Origin of the sequence: Lysinibacillus capsici, from assembly GCF_003367505.1 — a bacterium.
GTDB classification, from domain to species: domain Bacteria; phylum Bacillota; class Bacilli; order Bacillales_A; family Planococcaceae; genus Lysinibacillus; species Lysinibacillus capsici.
In genome coordinates this window covers 178,478-198,743 of record NZ_PXXX01000008.1, presented here as the reverse complement: position 1 = coordinate 198,743, position 20,266 = coordinate 178,478, and the positions used below count along the sequence as shown (strand labels likewise).

Annotated in this window: 22 protein-coding genes; all 22 read right to left on the bottom strand. The window is 39.0% G+C overall.

All coding sequences use genetic code 11. The annotated features are described in order from the left end of the window. Position 1: 1 nt before the first annotated feature. Entirely contained in the window at positions 2-265 is a 264-nt protein-coding gene (gene rpsQ, locus C7B89_RS05230; RefSeq protein ID WP_004233648.1) for a 30S ribosomal protein S17, read from the bottom strand. 18 nt (positions 266-283) lie between these two features. Further along, the gene (gene rpmC, locus C7B89_RS05225; RefSeq protein ID WP_004233646.1) at positions 284-484 is read right to left on the bottom strand and encodes a 50S ribosomal protein L29; all 201 of its coding nucleotides are present in this window, start codon (positions 482-484) and stop codon (positions 284-286) included. Beyond that, positions 474-908 (bottom strand): 50S ribosomal protein L16, encoded by a 435-nt coding sequence (gene rplP / locus C7B89_RS05220; RefSeq protein WP_004233644.1) that lies wholly within the window; start codon positions 906-908, stop codon positions 474-476. The genes rpmC and rplP overlap by 11 nt, the downstream gene beginning before the upstream one ends. A 1-nt stretch (position 909) precedes the next feature. After that, on the bottom strand, positions 910-1,563 hold the full coding sequence (gene rpsC, locus C7B89_RS05215) for a 30S ribosomal protein S3 (RefSeq protein WP_004233642.1): 654 nt from the start codon (positions 1,561-1,563) through the stop codon (positions 910-912). Positions 1,564-1,566: 3 nt separating this feature from the next. Then, positions 1,567-1,911, bottom strand: coding sequence for a 50S ribosomal protein L22 (rplV, locus tag C7B89_RS05210; RefSeq protein WP_004233639.1), 345 nt, complete (start codon positions 1,909-1,911; stop codon positions 1,567-1,569). Positions 1,912-1,933: 22 nt separating this feature from the next. Continuing rightward, entirely contained in the window at positions 1,934-2,212 is a 279-nt protein-coding gene (gene rpsS / locus C7B89_RS05205; protein WP_004233637.1) for a 30S ribosomal protein S19, read from the bottom strand. Positions 2,213-2,272: 60 nt separating this feature from the next. Beyond that, positions 2,273-3,103, bottom strand: coding sequence for a 50S ribosomal protein L2 (gene rplB / locus C7B89_RS05200; protein ID WP_009373990.1), 831 nt, complete (start codon positions 3,101-3,103; stop codon positions 2,273-2,275). Between the two features lie 47 nt (positions 3,104-3,150). Continuing rightward, positions 3,151-3,435, bottom strand: a complete 285-nt coding sequence (rplW, locus tag C7B89_RS05195) for a 50S ribosomal protein L23 (RefSeq protein ID WP_004233628.1) — start codon at positions 3,433-3,435, stop codon at positions 3,151-3,153. Then, positions 3,435-4,058, bottom strand: a complete 624-nt coding sequence (rplD, locus tag C7B89_RS05190) for a 50S ribosomal protein L4 (RefSeq protein ID WP_004233626.1) — start codon at positions 4,056-4,058, stop codon at positions 3,435-3,437. Before rplD ends, rplW begins: the two co-directional genes overlap by 1 nt. A gap of 26 nt (positions 4,059-4,084) precedes the next feature. Beyond that, positions 4,085-4,714, bottom strand: a complete 630-nt coding sequence (gene rplC / locus C7B89_RS05185; protein WP_004233625.1) for a 50S ribosomal protein L3 — start codon at positions 4,712-4,714, stop codon at positions 4,085-4,087. 45 nt (positions 4,715-4,759) lie between these two features. Next, positions 4,760-5,068 (bottom strand): 30S ribosomal protein S10, encoded by a 309-nt coding sequence (rpsJ, locus tag C7B89_RS05180; RefSeq protein ID WP_004233624.1) that lies wholly within the window; start codon positions 5,066-5,068, stop codon positions 4,760-4,762. Between the two features lie 357 nt (positions 5,069-5,425). Then, positions 5,426-6,736, bottom strand: a complete 1,311-nt coding sequence (locus C7B89_RS05175; protein WP_115673255.1) for a Na+/H+ antiporter family protein — start codon at positions 6,734-6,736, stop codon at positions 5,426-5,428. A gap of 159 nt (positions 6,737-6,895) precedes the next feature. Continuing rightward, a complete protein-coding gene (locus C7B89_RS05170; RefSeq protein WP_115673254.1) occupies positions 6,896-8,875 on the bottom strand; it encodes an FtsX-like permease family protein in 1,980 nt (659 codons plus the stop codon). Next, the gene (locus tag C7B89_RS05165; RefSeq protein ID WP_048395566.1) at positions 8,865-9,626 is read right to left on the bottom strand and encodes an ABC transporter ATP-binding protein; all 762 of its coding nucleotides are present in this window, start codon (positions 9,624-9,626) and stop codon (positions 8,865-8,867) included. The genes C7B89_RS05170 and C7B89_RS05165 overlap by 11 nt, the downstream gene beginning before the upstream one ends. 96 nt (positions 9,627-9,722) lie before the next feature. Further along, positions 9,723-10,739 (bottom strand): sensor histidine kinase, encoded by a 1,017-nt coding sequence (locus tag C7B89_RS05160; protein ID WP_115673253.1) that lies wholly within the window; start codon positions 10,737-10,739, stop codon positions 9,723-9,725. Between the two features lie 15 nt (positions 10,740-10,754). Further along, entirely contained in the window at positions 10,755-11,435 is a 681-nt protein-coding gene (locus C7B89_RS05155; RefSeq protein WP_115673252.1) for a response regulator transcription factor, read from the bottom strand. Between the two features lie 158 nt (positions 11,436-11,593). Next, entirely contained in the window at positions 11,594-12,781 is a 1,188-nt protein-coding gene (gene tuf, locus C7B89_RS05150) for an elongation factor Tu (RefSeq protein ID WP_004233614.1), read from the bottom strand. A 136-nt stretch (positions 12,782-12,917) separates the two neighbouring features. After that, the gene (gene fusA / locus C7B89_RS05145; protein ID WP_048395562.1) at positions 12,918-14,996 is read right to left on the bottom strand and encodes an elongation factor G; all 2,079 of its coding nucleotides are present in this window, start codon (positions 14,994-14,996) and stop codon (positions 12,918-12,920) included. A 42-nt stretch (positions 14,997-15,038) separates the two neighbouring features. Then, a complete protein-coding gene (gene rpsG, locus C7B89_RS05140) occupies positions 15,039-15,509 on the bottom strand; it encodes a 30S ribosomal protein S7 (protein WP_004233610.1) in 471 nt (156 codons plus the stop codon). Positions 15,510-15,553: 44 nt separating this feature from the next. After that, complete coding sequence (gene rpsL / locus C7B89_RS05135; protein WP_004233609.1) at positions 15,554-15,973, bottom strand: 30S ribosomal protein S12; 420 nt, start codon at positions 15,971-15,973, stop codon at positions 15,554-15,556. Positions 15,974-16,072: 99 nt separating this feature from the next. Next, on the bottom strand, positions 16,073-16,321 hold the full coding sequence (locus tag C7B89_RS05130) for a ribosomal L7Ae/L30e/S12e/Gadd45 family protein (RefSeq protein WP_004233607.1): 249 nt from the start codon (positions 16,319-16,321) through the stop codon (positions 16,073-16,075). 138 nt (positions 16,322-16,459) lie between these two features. Beyond that, positions 16,460-20,143, bottom strand: coding sequence for a DNA-directed RNA polymerase subunit beta' (rpoC, locus tag C7B89_RS05125; RefSeq protein ID WP_048395560.1), 3,684 nt, complete (start codon positions 20,141-20,143; stop codon positions 16,460-16,462). Positions 20,144-20,266 lie beyond the last annotated feature (123 nt).

The window sequence follows — 20,266 nt, the reverse complement described above, 5'->3', positions numbered from 1 at the left end:
ATTAAATAATAACCGCTTTTTCTACAACTTCTACTAGACGGAAACGTTTAGTAGCTGATAGCGGGCGAGTTTCCATGATACGTACGATATCACCGATTTTCGCTGTGTTTAACTCATCATGAGCTTTAAACTTTTTAGAGTATTTTACACGCTTACCATAAAGCTTGTGCTTTTTGTAAGTTTCAACTAAAACAGTAACAGTTTTGTCCATTTTATCTGAAACAACGCGGCCCGTGTAAACTTTGCGTTGATTGCGCTCAGTCATACTTGAAAACCTCCTTTATCAGTTATTTGCACTGATTTCTCTTTCACGAATAACAGTTTTCATACGCGCGATTGCTTTACGCACTTCACGAATACGAGCTGTGTTTTCTAATTGACCAGTCGCCAATTGGAAGCGAAGGTTGAAAAGCTCTTCTTTCAGTGATTTCACTTTTAATTCTATTTCAGAAGTAGCAAGGTCACGGATTTCATTAGCTTTCATTAGATTCACCACCAGTTTCTTGACGTTTTACGATCTTACATTTAACAGGAAGTTTGTGTGATGCTAAACGAAGTGCTTCACGTGCAACTTCTTCAGATACGCCAGCAATTTCGAACATTACTTTTCCTGGTTTAACTACTGCTACCCAACCTTCAGGAGAACCTTTACCAGAACCCATGCGGACTTCTAGAGGTTTTTTAGTGTAAGGTTTATGTGGGAAGATTTTAATCCAAACTTTACCGCCACGTTTCATGTAACGAGTCATCGCGATACGAGCAGATTCGATTTGACGGTTAGTAATCCAGCTAGCAGTTTGAGCTTGTAAGCCCCATTCGCCGAAAGTTACTTCTTTACCGCCTTTCGCTTCGCCACGCATGTTGCCGCGGTGTTCACGACGGTATTTAACGCGTTTAGGCAATAACATATTATTTGCCTCCTTCCACAGATTTCTTCGTAGGAAGAACTTCACCACGGTAGATCCATACTTTAACGCCTAATTTACCGTAAGTAGTATCAGCTTCTGCGTGTGCATAATCGATGTCAGCACGTAGAGTATGAAGTGGAACAGTTCCTTCACTATAGTGTTCAGCACGCGCGATATCAGCGCCACCTAAACGACCAGATACTTGTGTTTTAATTCCTTTTGCACCAGCGCGGATTGTGCGTTGGATCGCTTGCTTTTGCGCACGACGGAATGATACACGATTTTCTAATTGACGAGCGATGTTTTCAGCTACTAGACGAGCGTCAAGATCTGCACGTTTGATTTCAATGATGTTGATGTGTACACGTTTACCAGTTAAATCGCTAAGGTATTTACGAAGATTTTCAACTTCAGTACCACCTTTACCGATTACCATACCTGGTTTCGCAGTGTGAATTGTAATGTTTACACGGTTTGCAGCACGTTCGATTTCTACTTTAGAAACTGAAGCGTCTTTAAGAGCCGTTTCAATATATTTACGCACTTTGATGTCTTCGTGAAGTAGAGTTGCATAGTCTTTTTCAGCGTACCATTTTGACTCCCAGTCACGAATAATACCAACGCGTAGTCCTATTGGATGTACTTTTTGACCCACGGATTAACCCTCCTTCTTCTCAGATACCACTAGAGTAATGTGGCTTGTGCGTTTGTTAATTGCGCTTGCACGTCCTTGTGCACGTGGACGGAAACGTTTTAAAGTTGGACCTTCGTCAACGAATACTTCAGAAACTACTAAAGAGTTGATGTCAAGATCGTAGTTGTGCTCAGCGTTAGCAACTGCAGATTTTAATACTTTCTCAACGACTGGAGACGCCGCTTTTGGAGTATGACGTAAAATTGCAACTGCTTCACCAACTTGCTTACCTCGGATTAAGTCTACAACTAGACGTACTTTGCGAGGAGCAATGCGTACTGTACGAGCGATAGCTTTAGCTTGTGTCATTAGGATTTACCTCCTCTCAAAATTAGCGTCTTGTTTTCTTGTCGTCTGCACCGTGACCTTTATAAGTACGTGTCGGTGCGAACTCACCAAGTTTATGGCCTACCATATCTTCTGTTACGTATACAGGAACATGTTTACGTCCATCATATACAGCAATCGTTAAACCGATGAAGTTCGGGAAGATTGTAGAACGGCGTGACCAAGTTTTGATAACTTGTTTTTTCTCAGAAGCCTCTTGCGCTTCCACTTTTTTCATTAAGTGGTCATCGACAAAAGGTCCTTTTTTCAAGCTGCGACCCATGTAGGAACCTCCCTCCGTGATTCCACCACGGCTCTCACATAGAACCGTAGTTTAACCACTTTATTTTTTACGACTACGGATGATAAATTTATCCGATTTGTTTTTCTTCTTGCGAGTTTTGTAACCAAGTGCTGGTTTACCCCAAGGAGTCATTGGTGATTTACGTCCGATTGGAGAACGTCCTTCACCACCACCGTGTGGGTGATCGTTAGGGTTCATTACAGAACCACGAACTTCTGGGCGTTTACCTAACCAACGGCTACGACCTGCTTTACCGATGTGTACAAGTTCGTGTTGTTCGTTACCAACTTGACCGATTGTAGCGCGGCAAGTAGCTAAAACTAAACGTACTTCACCAGATTGTAAACGAACGATAACGTACTTATCTTCACGACCAAGTACTTGCGCAGAAGTACCAGCTGAACGTACTAATTGTCCGCCTTTACCAGGTTTTAACTCGATGTTATGGATTGTAGTACCCATTGGAATGTTTGCTAATGGTAAAGTGTTACCTACTTTAATATCAGCATCTGGACCAGAAACGATTGTTTGACCAACCTCTAGACCTTTTGGTGCTAAGATGTAAGCTTTTGCTCCATCAGCGTAGTTGATTAATGCGATATTCGCAGAACGGTTTGGATCATATTCAATAGTAGCAACTTTTGCCGGAATGCCATCTTTAACACGTTTGAAATCGATAACACGGTATTGCTTCTTATGACCACCACCATGATGACGAACAGTGATTTTACCTTGGTTGTTACGACCAGCTTTGCGTTTAGTTGGTTCAAGCAATGATTTCTCAGGCTTGTTAGTTGTAATTTCCGCAAAGTCTAATGACGTCATGTTACGACGACCATTAGAGGTAGGTTTATACTTTTTAATCGCCATTGTGTTTTCCCTCCTTCTTGAGTGTTCAAATCATAAATCCGTTAGGATTACATTTCGAATAATTCAATTTCTTTGCTATCAGCAGTTAGTTTAACGATCGCTTTACGACGTTTGTTAGTGTAACCACCGTAACGGCCTACGCGTTTGAATTTACCTTTGTAGTTAAGAACGTTTACTTTCTCAACTTTTACGCCAAAGATTTCTTCTACAGCGTCTTTTACTTGAGTTTTGTTAGCGCGAGTGTCTACTTCGAAAGTATACTTTTTCTCTGCCATAAGTTCTGAAGAACGCTCAGTAATGACCGGACGTTTTAAAATATCACGTGCTTCCATTATCCAAGCACCTCCTCAACTTTTTCTACTGCAGACTTAGTGAATACAACTTTATCATGACCTAATAGATCAAGAACGTTGATTCCGTTTGCAGTTAAAACTGTTACACCTGGGATGTTACGAGCAGATAATGCTACGTTTTCATCTAGGTCAGCAGTTACGAATAAAGATTTTTTCTCTAAAGAAAGATCTTTAAGGATTTTTGTGAATTCTTTTGTTTTTGGTGCTGCTAGAGTTAGAGCATCAAGAACTAAGAAGTTTTGTTCTACTACTTTAGCTGATAAAGCAGATTTAAGAGCTAAACGACGAACTTTTTTAGGTAATTTATAAGAATAGCTACGTGGAGTAGGACCGAATACGATACCACCGCCGCGCCATTGTGGAGAACGGATAGAACCTTGACGAGCACGACCAGTTCCTTTTTGACGCCATGGTTTACGACCACCACCAGCAACTTCAGAACGGTTTTTAACCTTGTGATTACCTTGACGAAGAGAAGCGCGTTGAGCAACTACTGCGTCGAATAATACTGCTTCATTTGGCTCGATTCCGAAGATCGCATCGTTTAATTCGATTTCACCAACTGAAGCACCTGTTTGACTAAGTACAGATACTTTTGTCATTCCTGTTTCCTCCTTTCCTTAAGTGATTACTTAGCTTTAATTGCAGTTTTTACTGTAACTAGAGCTTTTTTAGAACCAGGAACATTACCTTTAACAAGTAGTAAGTTACGATCTGTGTCAACTTTCACGATTTCTAAGTTTTGGATTGTAACTACATTGCCACCCATTTGACCAGGTAATTTCTTTTGTTTGAATACGCGGTTCGGAGCAACTGGACCCATTGAACCAGGACGACGGTGGTAACGAGAACCGTGGGCCATAGGACCACGAGATTGTCCGTGGCGTTTGATAACACCTTGGAAACCTTTACCTTTAGTAACTCCTGTTACATCGATTACATCGCCTTCTGCGAAAATTTCTACTTTGACTTCTTGACCAACTTCGTATTCTTCCACGTTCACGTTGCGGAATTCACGAATGAAGCGCTTAGGAGCAGTGTTCGCTTTTGCTACGTGACCTTGTTCTGGTTTGTTAGAAAGCTTAACGCGCTTGTCTTCGAAACCAACTTGAATTGCTTCGTAGCCGTCTGTTTCAACAGTTTTCTTTTGAAGAACTACGTTTGGAGTAGCTTCGATAACTGTTACCGGGATTAAATCGCCGTTTTCAGCGAAAACTTGTGTCATACCAATTTTTCTACCTAAGATTCCTTTAGCCATTTGTCACACCTCCTGTAAGTTTTAAAAGTTATATTGTTTTTACCATTAAAGTTTGATTTCGATATCAACGCCAGATGGTAAATCAAGTTTCATTAACGCGTCAACAGTTTGTGGTGTTGGGTTAACGATATCGATCAGACGTTTATGCGTACGCATTTCGAATTGTTCACGAGAATCTTTGTACTTGTGAACCGCACGAAGAATTGTGTACACAGACTTCTCAGTTGGAAGTGGAATCGGACCTGATACACTTGCACCTGAACGTTTTGCAGTTTCCACAATTTTCTCAGCAGATTGATCTAAAATACGGTGATCATACGCTTTTAAACGAATACGAATCTTTTGTTTTGCCATTATTTTCCCTCCTTCTCGCCTATTTTCTAGACATTCTCCACGAAAATTTTCCCACACACCGCCATGGCAAAGCGGCCGGGTGTGTCGGCAACCTCTCGCTTCATCGCAGTCAAAGACCAACATTCAACATTATATACAATAAAAAAAGAATAAGCAAGTCTTTTCGCTAAATTCTTTTAAATGTTGCAGATATTCTTAGTACTACTATTTCTTCGCTTTATTAAGCCGTTTATTAGTATATAAAATTTCTATACATATTGCAACACTTAAGGTTGTCATATCAACATTTTCGCACATTTCAAATAACTCAAAAAAGAAAAAAGTAGTTTCTATATAATTATAGAAACTACCTCCTTATTATAGAAAGAACACACAGGCAATCCAACCAAATAGGATTAGTGGTATGTTAATGAAAATAAACGTAGGAACACAGGTATCCCAAATATGATGATGCTGGCCATCAACATTAAGGCCTGCTGTTGGCCCTAATGTAGAATCGGATGCTGGAGAACCTGCGTCTCCTAGAGCACCAGCTGTACCGATTAAGCATAATATCGCTAAAGGACTCATATCTAAACCTTGTGCTAGCGGAACAAATAGTGTCGCGATTATAGGAACTGTAGCGAAGGACGAACCAATCCCCATCGTCACAACTAATCCTATGATTAACATGATGAAGACAGCAAGACTTCTATTTCCTTCTAATACAGTAAGTGAATTTGTAATTAAGCTGTCCACATCACCTGTTGCATTGATTACCGCCGCAAAACCATTTGCCGCAATCATAACAAAGCCAATAAAGGCCATCATCTTCATTCCTTCAGAAAGAATCTCATCTGCTTCTCTCCATTTAAGAGCACCTGTAAAATACATAATCATAATACCTGCAAACGAGCCTACAATCATTGAGTCTGTTAACACTTGAGCGCATAGTGATATTACTAGTGCCAGAGCTGTAGAAAACATAATGAATTTGCTGACGTTTACATTTAAAGATTCCATCTCCACTTCACTATGCTTATAATGTCTTGGTTTGCGGTATACAGCGAAGGCAATTATCAATCCGATTAGCATTCCTAATACGGGAATACCCATTGCTGCAGGGACATCACGTGAAGAAACAGCCATTCCTGCCTCTGACACTTGTGTAGCAACGATATCTTGAAAGATTGCTCCAAAACCAGCAGGTACAAAACTATAAGTACCAATTAAGCCTACTGCAATCAACGTTGCAATTATACGTCGATCGACTTCTAGCATATTTAAAATCTTTAAAATAGGAGGTATTAATAATGGAATGAAGGCAATATGAATAGGAATAACATTTTGAGATAAAATAGACATCACAAAAATAAGGAAGAAAATTAATACCTTCACAAGTCCTTTTCTATTACTTTCACCCTTTAATATTTTTAACATCCCGGCTATCATTAATTCGGGTATTCCTGTTTTGGCAATGGCGATTGCAAAACCACCAAGTAAGCCATAACTTAATGCAATGGTTGCTCCTGCTCCTAATCCTTCTGTAAATGATTGGACTGTTGACTCAATGCCCATCCCACTAGTTAGACCACCTACAAATGCTCCTAGAACTAACGAGAGAACTACATTGATGCGAAGCAAGCTTAATATTAACATAACGGCAACAGCCGCAATTACTGCATTCATTGTTACACTCTACTTTCATACACTAAATTACTAACATGTTAAACTTTATTATTCTGATAATTGAAAGTCAAGGTTTTTTGTAACTTCTATATTTTTTGCACTAAAAAAACAGTGTAATGATAACCACCACACTGTTTCCGAGTTTCCTCTTATTTAATATTACAACGACTGACGTACAACCTTTTTATAGTAGCCTACCGATAGAATAGCAAAAATCGTATATAAAGCTATATAACAGCACATTGCAATCCACAAGGGAGCTGTTAACTCTGTCCCAAATAAAAACCATCCTGACTTAACAGCAAAGTAGCTATGCAATAACCCAATAACTAATGGAACACCGAAATTAAAGGCCTGTTTCATATAAATACCCTTCATGATATCTTTTTCAGCAAAACCAATCTTTCGTAGGATTGTATAGGAATCACGTTCTTCCTCCGCCTCAGACATTTGTTTAAAGTATAGAATACTACCTGTGGTCATTAAAAACGCTAACCCTAAAAATGCTGTTGTAAAGATGGTAAGACCCAATGATTCAATATTGTCTTTACGTTTTCCTTCATAGGATGATTGTGTATATTGCTTTGTCTGCCCTTTATCATCTACAGCCGTAATAATACCTGCATTTGATTGAATATATAATTTTTCTGCTGTTGCAATATCTTCGTTAGATTTTAAAGTAATTGTTGTTTGATGATGCCAAGGATAAAGAGCTGCCTGTGTAGTTAAACTTTTAAACATATCATCTGTCACAACAAAGATAGGTCCACCACCCCCAGCCGTTACAATACCACTTATCACGCTTTTATCGTGGATATCAACGACATGAAAAGTTTCTTCAAGTTCTCCTGCAGATACTATTAAATCATGATCTTTCTCTAACGGGAACATTTCAGCCATATAACCACCATAGTTTGTTAAGATAACCTCATTCCCTGAAAGCTTAGCCTCGGGAACACTCTGCTGGTAATCTGAAAGTGGAATGGTATAAATTGTGCCTTCCATTGTATATAAAGGGTTATCCTGCTGTTTTTTAGACATCAATTGACCTACAGCAGCGGTTACTCCCTGAAGACGGTAGTCAATTTTATCATAAGCAATATTATTTTCCTCTAACTTCTCTAAAAATTCCTCCCCTTGCTCTTCAAGCAATATGAAATCACCAGGTACTTGGCTATATGCAGATGCTTCCGAGGAGTAGTAGGCGATATAGGAAAGAGTCGTCACGCCTAGAGAAACGCCTGTTAACACAGTGATTAGTGTTAATGACTTTGCATTGCTCTTCATACGATGCATGATGGGCGTTAATGCTAATACATCCTTTATGGATAAATGCCCTTTTTTCTTTAGGCGAATAGTATTCATAATAAATGCTACAGAGAAACGAAAAACAAGGAATGTTCCACCAATTGTAGTAGCTAAAATAATTATCATATTGATAAATAAATTACCAGCAGATTCGATATCGAACAACTTTGTCGATGCATAGTAGCCATAAACAATCAGTATAAGACCCAAAAAGCCAATAACCATCTGGAACGCACTAAAACGTCTCACACGCTCATCTGCTTGTTTTGCTGCACTAAATAATGATAACAATGACACATGATGAATCATCCAAGCCATCTGTATAAGAACAATGATTAATAAGATAGTAAAAACAATCATCGACTGCATTAAAGCTTGTGTACTAAAAGTCATGGTTACAAGAGCTTCTTTTTCAAGCACTCGAAGCAAAATCATTGCAAACACACGAGAGCTAAAGAAGCCTGCCAACATACCTATAATAACGGCTCCAACAAATAAGAGAATGTTTTCAACCGCTAATAAACGCACGATTAGCCCCTTAGTCATGCCGATCAGTTGATACAAACCTATTTCCTTACTACGACGCTTCATAAATAAATGGTTTGCATACAGAACGAAGAATAAAACGATAAAATAAAGAATATAAGTTGCTGCCTTAAATCCGGCCGTAGCTGTTCCACTCATTTGAACAGCAGCCCACACCTCCGTATTATTTTGCAAGGTGACAAACGAAAAGTATAAGGTAACACTAAAAATAAGTGCAAAGAAATATAGATAGTAGTGCTTCATATTTTTCTTCATACTTCGAAGTACTAACTTACTAAGACTCATACCCGTCACCGCCTAGCACACTTTGTGTATGCATGATTTCTTTGAAAAAGGCCTGCCTTGTTTTATCGCCCTTATAAAGTTCACTATAGATAAGGCCATCCTTTAGAAATAACACACGTGTACAGAAACTTGCGGCTACAGCATCGTGTGTAACCATCATAATTGTCGCTTCTTTTGTTTCATTTATATTTTGTAGATTTTGAAGCAGGGCTGTAGCTGATTTAGAATCTAGTGCACCAGTGGGCTCGTCTGCAAATACCAATGACGGATTGGTAATAAGTGCACGTGCAGCTGAGGTACGCTGTTTTTGTCCACCTGATATTTCGTTGGGGTATTTATTTAAAATTTCCGTGATTCCCAACAAAGAAGTGAGTTCCTTCACTCGACTTTCGGCAACAGCTTTTGGTAACTTACTGATGGCTAACGGTAGAAGAATATTTTCTTTTACTGTCAAGGTATCTAATAAATTATAGTCTTGAAATATAAATCCCAGCTGCTCTCTTCGGAAGTTTGCTAAAGCCTTTTCTTTCATACCACGTAAACTATGACCGTTTATCTCAATAACACCTTCTGTCGCAAAGTCAATTGAGCATAAGACATTTAAAAGCGTTGTTTTACCAGAGCCAGAAGGTCCCATAATACCTACAAATTCTCCTCTATTCACTTCTACATCAATACCCTTTAATACTTCCTGAGCCGTTGATTTTTTTCCATACACTTTCTTTATTTTACGTCCTATTAAAACTGTCACTTCATAACGCCCCTTTCTATAGTTCAAGTGTACCCTGTCAAACCTAATCATTCGTGCGTTTTACATGACAATATAAAAAGGTAGGTGACATTTTCGTCATCTACCTGTTAGTTTCGCATATTCATTTTGTAAGGGGAAACGTAGTGTAAATAGCGAGCCTTCACCAACTTTAGATTGAACATTAATACGAATACCAATTTTATGGGCTACATTAGATGCTAAATAGAGACCCATACCTGTAGATTGAGAGGATTCCCTTCCCGCTGTTCCTGTATAAGATTTTTGAAAAATCCGAGGTAAATCGTCTAAAGGTATACCCCTACCTATATCTTTAATATGTAGTAATGTTGCACCTGTAGAATCATGTTCTGTAAAGATTGTTATCTCAGAATTTACTGGGCTATACTTGATGGCATTCGAAAGAATTTGTCGAATAATAAAAGCAAGCCACTTGCCATCTGTCATAACCATCTCTGTCAGTTCACCAATTTCAAAGCCAATGCCTTTTTCAAGACACCAAGCTTGCATAGCTCGGATTTCTTTATAAATAATGGGCTTCAGTTCAATCTCAGTTAAATAATTATCTTTTTCAATAGCGTATAATCTTGTTTGATGCAGTTGTTGATCAACCAAAAGATGTAATCTTAGCCATTCATTCTCTAATTTTCGACGTAGCTGTAAATCCTCAATATGTTCAAACATTAAATTAATGGCAGTTAAAGGTGCTTTTACTTCATGGACCCAAGCTAATAGTTCATCAGAATGTTCCTGTATCTGCACTTTGGCTTGATTTAACTCTAAATTCTTTTCAAAAAAGGCATCCTCCATTTTTCGAAAGTATACTTCTTGGAAAGGAGATAAAGCTAAACTATTTCTATGTGCATCATCAAGGTGGCTATCCATATTTCCCAGGAAATCTTTTAATTTCCCAACTTCGATGACATAGCGACACCAAAAAAAGAGTATAAAACATACAAGTAAACTAACGTTTACATACCAAATGGAAACTCCATTTAAACCAACATCTAAAGAAAATAGCACATTTAGAATTATCAGAGTAAAAATAAAAAATCCTATCCAAGCAAAGCGTTCTCTAATAAATAATAATAACAATTTCCCTCACATCCCTCAGCATACTGCCATATAACCAAGTCCCTTTTTTGTTAGTATTACCTCATGTAAACCAATATCCTCTAGCTTTGTACGTAACCGATTAACGTTTACAGACAAAGTATTATCGTTTACGAAACGTTCGTCATCCCATAGTTTTCTCATTAGCTCGTCTCTTGAAACGATATGATTAGCCTGCTCCACTAATATTCTTAAAATAAAAAGTTCATTTTTTGTTAAAGAAGCAATGGCACCATTATACATAATTTCACTTCTCGCATAATCAATTATGGCATCGTTAAAACGTGTAACATCCATTTTTTCTTCAACGTAATCATAGGTTCTACGTAAAATAGCCTGTGCTTTTGCGAGTAAAACTTCCATATGAAAAGGCTTTTGAATAAAATCATCAGCCCCCATTTGCATAGCCATCACCATATCCATCGGGTGATCTCGGGAAGAAAGAAAAAGGATTGGCACTTTGGATAAATGACGAATTTCACGACACCAATGAAAGCCGTCATAGGCAGGCAATTGAATATCGATTAGCACGAGATGGGGCTTCTCCTCTATAAAGTCATCCATCACCTTCTGAAAATTTTTAGGTCCGACCACGTTTAGTGACCACTGCTCAAAACGTTCTTGAATCATGCTAAAAATAGAAGGATCATCTTCAATCAGCAAAATTTTCATGTCCATACTTAGTTCCCCTTTCCCTTTAATTATTTACGCTAGAGGACATGCTTGTGGTTATGTACACATACACTAATTAAAACTCTAATTTTTCTTTATTTTAACACAAAAAACCAATCTGTAGGCGTCCCTACAGATTGGTTTGGAATTAGCAAGAGCTAAAATTATTTTTGGATAGAAGCAACTACGCCAGCGCCTACAGTACGGCCACCCTCACGGATAGAGAATTTAGTACCTTCTTCAAGAGCGATTGGAGCGATAAGTTCAACTGTCATTTCGATGTTATCACCAGGCATTACCATTTCAACGCCTTCTGGTAAGTTACAGATACCTGTTACGTCAGTTGTACGGAAGTAGAACTGAGGACGGTAGTTAGAGAAGAATGGAGTATGACGGCCACCCTCTTCTTTTGATAAAACGTAAACTTCAGCTTTGAAGTTAGTGTGTGGAGTAATTGAACCTGGTTTAGCTAATACTTGACCACGTTGGATTTCTTCACGAGCAACACCACGTAGTAAAGCACCGATGTTGTCACCAGCTTCAGCATAGTCTAATAATTTACGGAACATTTCTACACCAGTTACAGTAGTAGATTTAGCTTCTTCAGCGATACCGATGATTTCAACTACGTCACCAACTTTAACTTGACCACGTTCAACACGGCCAGTTGCAACTGTACCACGACCAGTAATAGAGAATACGTCCTCTACTGGCATCATGAATGGTTTGTCAGTTTGACGTTCTGGAGTTGGGATGTAAGAATCTACAGCGTCCATTAATTCAACGATTTTTTCTTCCCATTCTGGTTCACCTTCAAGAGCTTTAAGAGCAGAACCTTTGATTACAGGAATATCGTCACCTGGGAAGTCATATTCAGATAGTAGGTCACGGATTTCCATTTCTACTAATTCTAATAATTCTTCGTCGTCAACCATATCACATTTGTTCATGAATACTACTAAGTATGGAACACCTACTTGACGAGATAAAAGGATGTGTTCACGAGTTTGTGGCATTGGGCCGTCAGCAGCAGATACTACTAAGATACCGCCGTCCATTTGAGCAGCACCAGTGATCATGTTTTTAACATAGTCAGCGTGTCCTGGGCAGTCAACGTGTGCATAGTGACGAGTTTCAGTTTCGTATTCTACGTGAGAAGTATTGATTGTGATACCACGTTCTTTTTCTTCTGGAGCGTTATCGATATCAGCGTAAGATTTAGCTGTACCACCCATTTTTTTAGAAAGAACTGTAGCGATTGCAGCAGTTAAAGTAGTTTTACCATGGTCAACGTGTCCGATTGTACCAATGTTAGCATGCGTTTTAGAACGGTCAAATTTTTCTTTAGCCATTAGAGATTGCCTCCTCAAAATTGTATGTTTTAGATTTAAAATTTATAGAATGAATGCTGATAGAGAACGGGCCCATCCCCTATCCTGCAATCATAGCTTACAAATTAGTTATACTTTATGCAAGATGAAATTTCAATTATTCACCTTTATTTTTTTTGATGATATCTTCAGAGATTGATTTTGGTACTTCTTCATAATGATCGAATACCATTGAGAATACACCACGACCTTGCGTTGCAGAACGTAAAGTTGTTGCATATCCAAACATTTCTGAAAGTGGAACCATCGCACGAACAACTTGAGCGTTACCGCGAGCTTCCATACCTTCTACGCGACCACGGCGAGAAGTGATGTTACCCATGATATCACCAAGATATTCTTCAGGAATTACAACTTCAACTTTCATCATAGGCTCTAAAAGAACTGGACTACATTTTGATGCAGCAGCTTTAAGTGCCATTGATGCAGCGATTTTAAATGCCATTTCGTTTGAGTCAACATCATGGTATGAACCATCGAATAATTTCGCTTTGATGTCGATTAATGGGTAACCAGCGATTACACCGCGGTCAAGCGAGTCACGAAGACCTGCTTCTACAGCTGGAATATATTCACGTGGTACTACACCACCAACGATAGCATTTTCGAATTCAAAGCCTTTACCCTCTTCATTTGGAGAGAACTCGATCCATACGTCACCGTATTGACCACGACCACCTGATTGACGAGTGAATTTACCTTGAACTTGAGCAGAGCCACGGAATGTTTCACGGTAAGATACCATTGGAGCACCTACGTTAGCTTCTACTTTAAATTCACGGCGCATACGATCAACTAAGATATCAAGGTGAAGCTCACCCATACCTGAGATAATTGTTTGACCAGTTTCTTGGTCTGTATGTGCACGGAATGTTGGATCTTCTTCTTGTAGTTTTTGTAAAGCTTGACCCATTTTATCTTGGTCAGCTTTTGATTTTGGTTCTACAGAAAGAGAGATAACTGGTTCTGGGAACTCCATAGACTCAAGGATAACAAGGTTTTTCTCTTCACAAAGAGTGTCACCAGTTGTTGTATCTTTAAGACCTACAGCAGCTGCGATATCACCAGCAAATACTTTTGAAATCTCTTCACGGCTGTTAGCGTGCATTTGTAGGATACGACCTACACGTTCACGTTTACCTTTTGAAGAGTTTTGTACGTATGAACCTGATTCAAGAACACCAGAGTACACACGGAAGAACGTTAATTTACCTACGAATGGGTCAGTCATAACTTTAAATGCTAAAGCTGAGAATGGCGCTTCGTCTGATGATGGACGTTCAGTTTCATCACCATCTGGAGTTGTACCTTTAATAGCTGGTACATCAACTGGTGATGGTAAGTAATCGATAACTGCGTCAAGCATTTTACGAACACCTTTGTGTTTGAATGCTGTACCACAGATTACTGGGTAGAATTCTACAGCGATTGTCGCTTTACGGATAGCCGCTTTAAGCTCTTCTTTTGTAATTTCTTCACCAGCAAAGTATTTTTCCATGATTTCTTCGTTAACTTCAGCGATTGCTTCGATTAACTTCTCACGGTATTCTTCAGCTTGCGCTTGGAATTCTTCAGGAATTGGTTGACCTTCACGTAATGCTGTACCTTCTTCGTTATCGTAGTAAGTTACATCCATTTCAACTAGGTCAATAATTGCTTTGAACTCATCTTCCGCACCAATTGGTAATTGGATTGGATGAGCATTTGCTTGTAAACGCTCGTGTAAAGTACCTACAGAATATAGGAAATCTGCACCCATTTTATCCATTTTGTTAATGAATACGATACGTGGTACACCGTAAGTTGTAGCTTGACGCCATACAGTTTCTGTTTGAGGTTCAACACCAGATTGAGCATCAAGTACAGTTACTGCGCCGTCAAGTACACGTAAAGAACGTTCTACTTCTACAGTGAAGTCTACGTGTCCAGGAGTATCGATGATGTTTACGCGGTTGCCTTTCCATTGAGCTGTTGTCGCAGCAGAAGTGATTGTGATACCACGTTCTTGCTCTTGCTCCATCCAGTCCATTTGAGAAGCGCCTTCATGAGTTTCACCGATTTTGTGAATCTTACCTGTGTAATAAAGGATACGCTCAGTTGTTGTTGTTTTACCAGCATCAATGTGAGCCATGATCCCAATATTACGAGTATTCTCTAGTGAGAATTCGCGTTTCATTAGGTATTTCTCCTTCCATATTGGGCTTATGCTATGTTTAGATTACCAACGGTAGTGAGCGAATGCTTTGTTCGCTTCTGCCATTTTGTGCATATCTTCACGTTTCTTAACTGATGCACCAGTGTTGTTAGAAGCATCAAGGATTTCGTTAGCTAAACGCTCTTCCATAGTTTTTTCACCACGAAGACGAGAATAGTTAACTAGGTAACGAAGACCTAAAGTTGTACGACGTTCTGGGCGTACTTCAACTGGTACTTGGTAGTTAGAACCACCAACACGGCGAGCACGTACTTCAAGAACTGGCATTACGTTATTTAGAGCAGCTTCGAATACTTCGATTGGATCTTGACCAGAACGTTCTTTAACTAGTTCGAACGCACCGTATAAAATCTTTTGAGAAGTACCTCTTTTACCATCAATCATCATTTTATTGATTAAACGAGTTACTAGTTTTGAATTATAAATTGGATCTGGTAACACGTCACGTTTGGAAACAGGACCTTTACGAGGCATGTGTTTTCCTCCTTTCATTGAGTAAATATATAGTGGGATTTAAATTATTTTTTTTCTTTAGGGCGTTTTGTACCGTATAAAGAACGTGATTGCATACGACCGTTTACACCAGCAGTATCAAGAGCACCACGAACGATATGGTAACGAACACCCGGTAAGTCTTTTACACGACCGCCACGGATAAGAACAACACTGTGCTCTTGTAAGTTGTGGCCTTCACCAGGAATGTACGCTGTAACCTCGATTTGGTTAGTTAAACGTACACGAGCGTATTTACGTAACGCTGAGTTTGGTTTTTTAGGCGTCATTGTACCTACACGAGTACAAACACCACGTTTTTGTGGAGATTTAACATCAGTTAAAGATTTTTTAAATGAGTTATATCCTTTGTTTAACGCTGGTGAATTTGATTTCGTGATTTTAGATTTACGAGGCTTACGTACCAATTGGTTAATTGTAGGCATCGATTTTTCCTCCCTTCATTCCTTCTTTTTTTAATACCACACATCCAGGTGGTTCATTTTTTGGGTAAAAACAAAGTCTTTGTGCATTTTACACAAAAACTACTCTACAGTAATCGCAACTACCGCAGCTCCAACATGGATTCCACAGGCTTTGCCCAGTTCCTTTTTGGACTCAACAAGAATAACTGGTATACCGATTTCTCTCGCGAAAGATATGGCCGAATCGGTTACCCAATTGTCTGCATCAAGTGCCACAAAAAGTTCTTTCACTGAACCAGCTCGCATTGCTTTTACTGCTTGCTTTGTACCTATGATTGTTTGACTAGCCCTTACTTTATCATAAGACATTTACATATCCTCCGAAGTACAGACAGTTAACTATCAACCTTCAATATATTATCATTACTCATTTACACTGTCAACTAATATCTTGAAAAAGTCCGAAGAGATGATGAAAATATACATCTCTTCGGCCTAATTTAATGTTTATTCAGCAGAAACGACTTCTGTGTCAAGCTCATCTTTTTCGATGCGGATTTGACGATAACGTTGCATACCAGTACCTGCAGGAACAAGTTTACCGATAATTACGTTCTCTTTTAATCCAAGAAGTTCGTCACGTTTACCCTTAATTGCTGCATCTGTTAACACACGTGTTGTTTCTTGGAACGATGCTGCAGATAAGAATGATTCTGTTTCAAGAGAAGCTTTTGTAATACCAAGGATAACAGGGCGACAAGTTGCAGGGTTTTTGCCATTCATAACAGCGTCTACGTTTGCCTCTGAGAATTGGTGGATATCTAGTAATGAGCCAGGTAGTAATTCTGTATCTCCAGCTTCAATTACACGCACTTTACGAAGCATTTGGCGAACCATTACCTCAATGTGTTTATCCCCAATTTCTACCCCTTGCATACGGTATACTTTTTGAACTTCTTTTAATAAATATTCTTGAACAGTTGAAACGTCTTTGACTTTTAGCAATTGTTTTGGATCGATAGAACCTTCTGTTAAAACTTGACCACGTTCTACATTATCACCTTCGATAACTTTCAAACGTGCGTTATAAGGTGCTTGATACTTACGAGTTTCTACGTCACCTTGAATTGTAATTTCTTTTAAGCCTTCACGAATTTCTGTGATATCTGAAACCGTACCAGCAATTTCTGAAATAACAGATTGACCTTTTGGATTACGTGCTTCAAAGATCTCTTGGATACGTGGAAGACCTTGTGTAATATCATCACCAGCAACCCCACCTGTATGGAATGTACGCATTGTTAACTGTGTACCTGGTTCACCGATTGATTGAGCCGCAATAATACCAACTGCTTCCCCAACTTCAACCTTCTCACCTGTCGCCAAGTTCATGCCGTAACATTTTTTACAAACGCCGTGTTTTGTATTACATGTAAATGCTGAACGGATTGTCACTTCTTCAATACCAGCCTCGATAATTGCACGAGCGATATCTTGGTCGATTAAACCGTCTTTTGCAAGAATTACTTCACCAGTTTCAGGGTGGAAGATTGTTTTCTTCGTATGACGACCAACAATACGTTCATCTAGAGCTTCAATTAACTCTGTGCCTTCCATTAATGCACCAATCGTTAAGCCACGGTCAGTACCACAGTCATCTTCACGAACGATAACATCTTGTGCAACGTCAACAAGACGACGCGTTAAGTAACCTGAATCGGCAGTTTTTAGGGCTGTATCGGCAAGACCTTTACGAGCACCGTGAGTTGAGATGAAGTACTCTAATACTGTTAAACCTTCACGGAATGAAGATTTGATTGGAAGTTCGATAATACGACCAGCCGGGTTGGCCATCAGACCACGCATACCAGCTAGCTGAGTAAAGTTAGATGCATTACCACGGGCACCTGAATCAGACATCATGAAAATTGGGTTTGTTTTCTCAAGTGACTTCATCAGCTTCGCTTGAATTTCATCTTTTGCAGCACTCCAGCTTGAAATAACGCGATCATAACGCTCATCCTCAGTAATGAAACCACGACGGAATTGCGCTTGAACTTTATCTACTTTCTCTTGAGCTTCTGCTAAAATTTCACCTTTATCAGGTAATACCACGATATCAGATACACCTACAGTAATACCTGCACGTGTTGAATATTTGAAACCTAGGTTTTTCATACGGTCAAGCATTTTAGATGTTTCCGTAATGTGGAAACGTTTAAATACTTCAGCAATGATATTTCCTAAGAATTTCTTACGGAATGGGTTTACAACAGGTACTGATGCAAAGTATTTACGCAATACAGCTGTACGTTGTGCATCAATTTTCCCTTTTTCATCTAAATTATTATAAGCACTATCTGATTCAAGCTCTTTAAGTGTTTCTTCATCAATTGTTAACTTAGCAAAGTATTTTTCTGGTGTTACTTGCTCTAAGTTGAAATCAGTTGGCTCATTAATATAAGGGAATGATTCCGGTAAGATTTCATTAAAGATTACTTTACCGACAGTTGTTAATAAGAACATATTATTTTGTTCTTCAGTGAATGTCGGATTATTTAATGAACTTGCTTTAATTGCGATACGTGTATGCAAGTGTACATGACCTGTATCATAGGCAATTAAAACTTCATTTGGACCATAGAAAACAGTACCTTCACCACGTGCGCCTTCACGTTCAAGTGTTAAGTAGTAGTTTCCTAATACCATATCTTGAGAAGGTGTTACAACAGGTTTACCGTCTTTTGGATTCAGGATGTTTTGTGCAGCAAGCATTAGAAGACGAGCTTCAGCTTGAGCTTCAGCTGATAATGGTACGTGAACCGCCATTTGGTCACCATCGAAGTCAGCATTATAGGCTGTACATACTAATGGGTGAAGACGAATAGCACGACCTTCAACTAGTGTTGGTTCAAATGCTTGAATTCCAAGACGGTGAAGCGTTGGTGCACGGTTTAGTAATACTGGATGCTCACGGATAACATCTTCTAAAACGTCCCATACGTCGTTATTTAAACGTTCGATTTTACGTTTAGCAGATTTAATGTTATGAGCAAGACCACGCTCTACTAATTCTTTCATAACGAATGGCTTGAATAATTCGATAGCCATTTCTTTTGGTAAGCCACATTGGTACATTTTTAAGTTTGGACCTACTACGATAACCGAACGACCAGAGTAGTCAACACGTTTACCAAGTAGATTTTGACGGAAACGACCTTGTTTACCTTTCAACATATGTGAAAGTGATTTTAACGGGCGGTTACCAGGACCTGTTACAGGACGTCCACGACGACCATTATCGATTAATGCATCAACAGCTTCTTGTAACATACGTTTTTCATTTTGTACGATGATGCTCGGAGCACCTAAATCTAATAAACGTTTTAAACGGTTATTACGATTAATTACACGACGGTACAAATCGTTTAAATCTGAAGTCGCGAAACGACCACCATCTAATTGCACCATTGGACGAAGCTCTGGTGGAATAACAGGTAGTACATCTAGAATCATCCATTCAGGTGAGTTTCCTGAGTTACGGAAAGATTCAACAACTTCTAGACGTTTAATGGCACGAGTACGTCTTTGACCTTGAGCAGATTTTAACTCCTCTTTTAAAGATTGTGTTTCATCTTCTAGGTCGATTTTACCTAATAATTTTTTGATTGCTTCTGCACCCATTGATGCTTCGAATGTATTACCGAATTTTTCACGGTATGCACGATACTCTTTTTCAGATAGTAATTGTTTACTTTCTAAATTAGTAGCACCTGCATCGATCACAACGTATGAAGCAAAATAGATAACTTCTTCAAGAGCACGAGGTGACATATCTAAAATTAGACCCATACGGCTAGGAATACCTTTGAAGTACCAGATATGAGAAACTGGTGCTGCTAATTCGATATGTCCCATACGTTCACGACGAACTTTAGCACGTGTTACTTCAACGCCACAACGATCACAAACTACGCCTTTATAGCGTACACGTTTATATTTCCCACAGTGACACTCCCAGTCCTTAGTTGGACCAAAAATACGCTCACAGAATAAACCATCTTTTTCTGGTTTTAGTGTACGGTAGTTAATTGTTTCAGGTTTTTTAACCTCTCCATATGACCAAGAACGAATCTTGTCAGGTGATGCTAAACCAATTTTCATATATTCAAATTCATTAACGTCTATCAAGGAGCCTACCTCCCTCTAGTATAGGTCTTTATAAAGACTCTTTTACGCAGCTCGATAATCGTTTGCAAAGATTGCCTCTTTGGCAAAGGATTAGAAATAGAATGATTTATTAAAAGAAAAAGC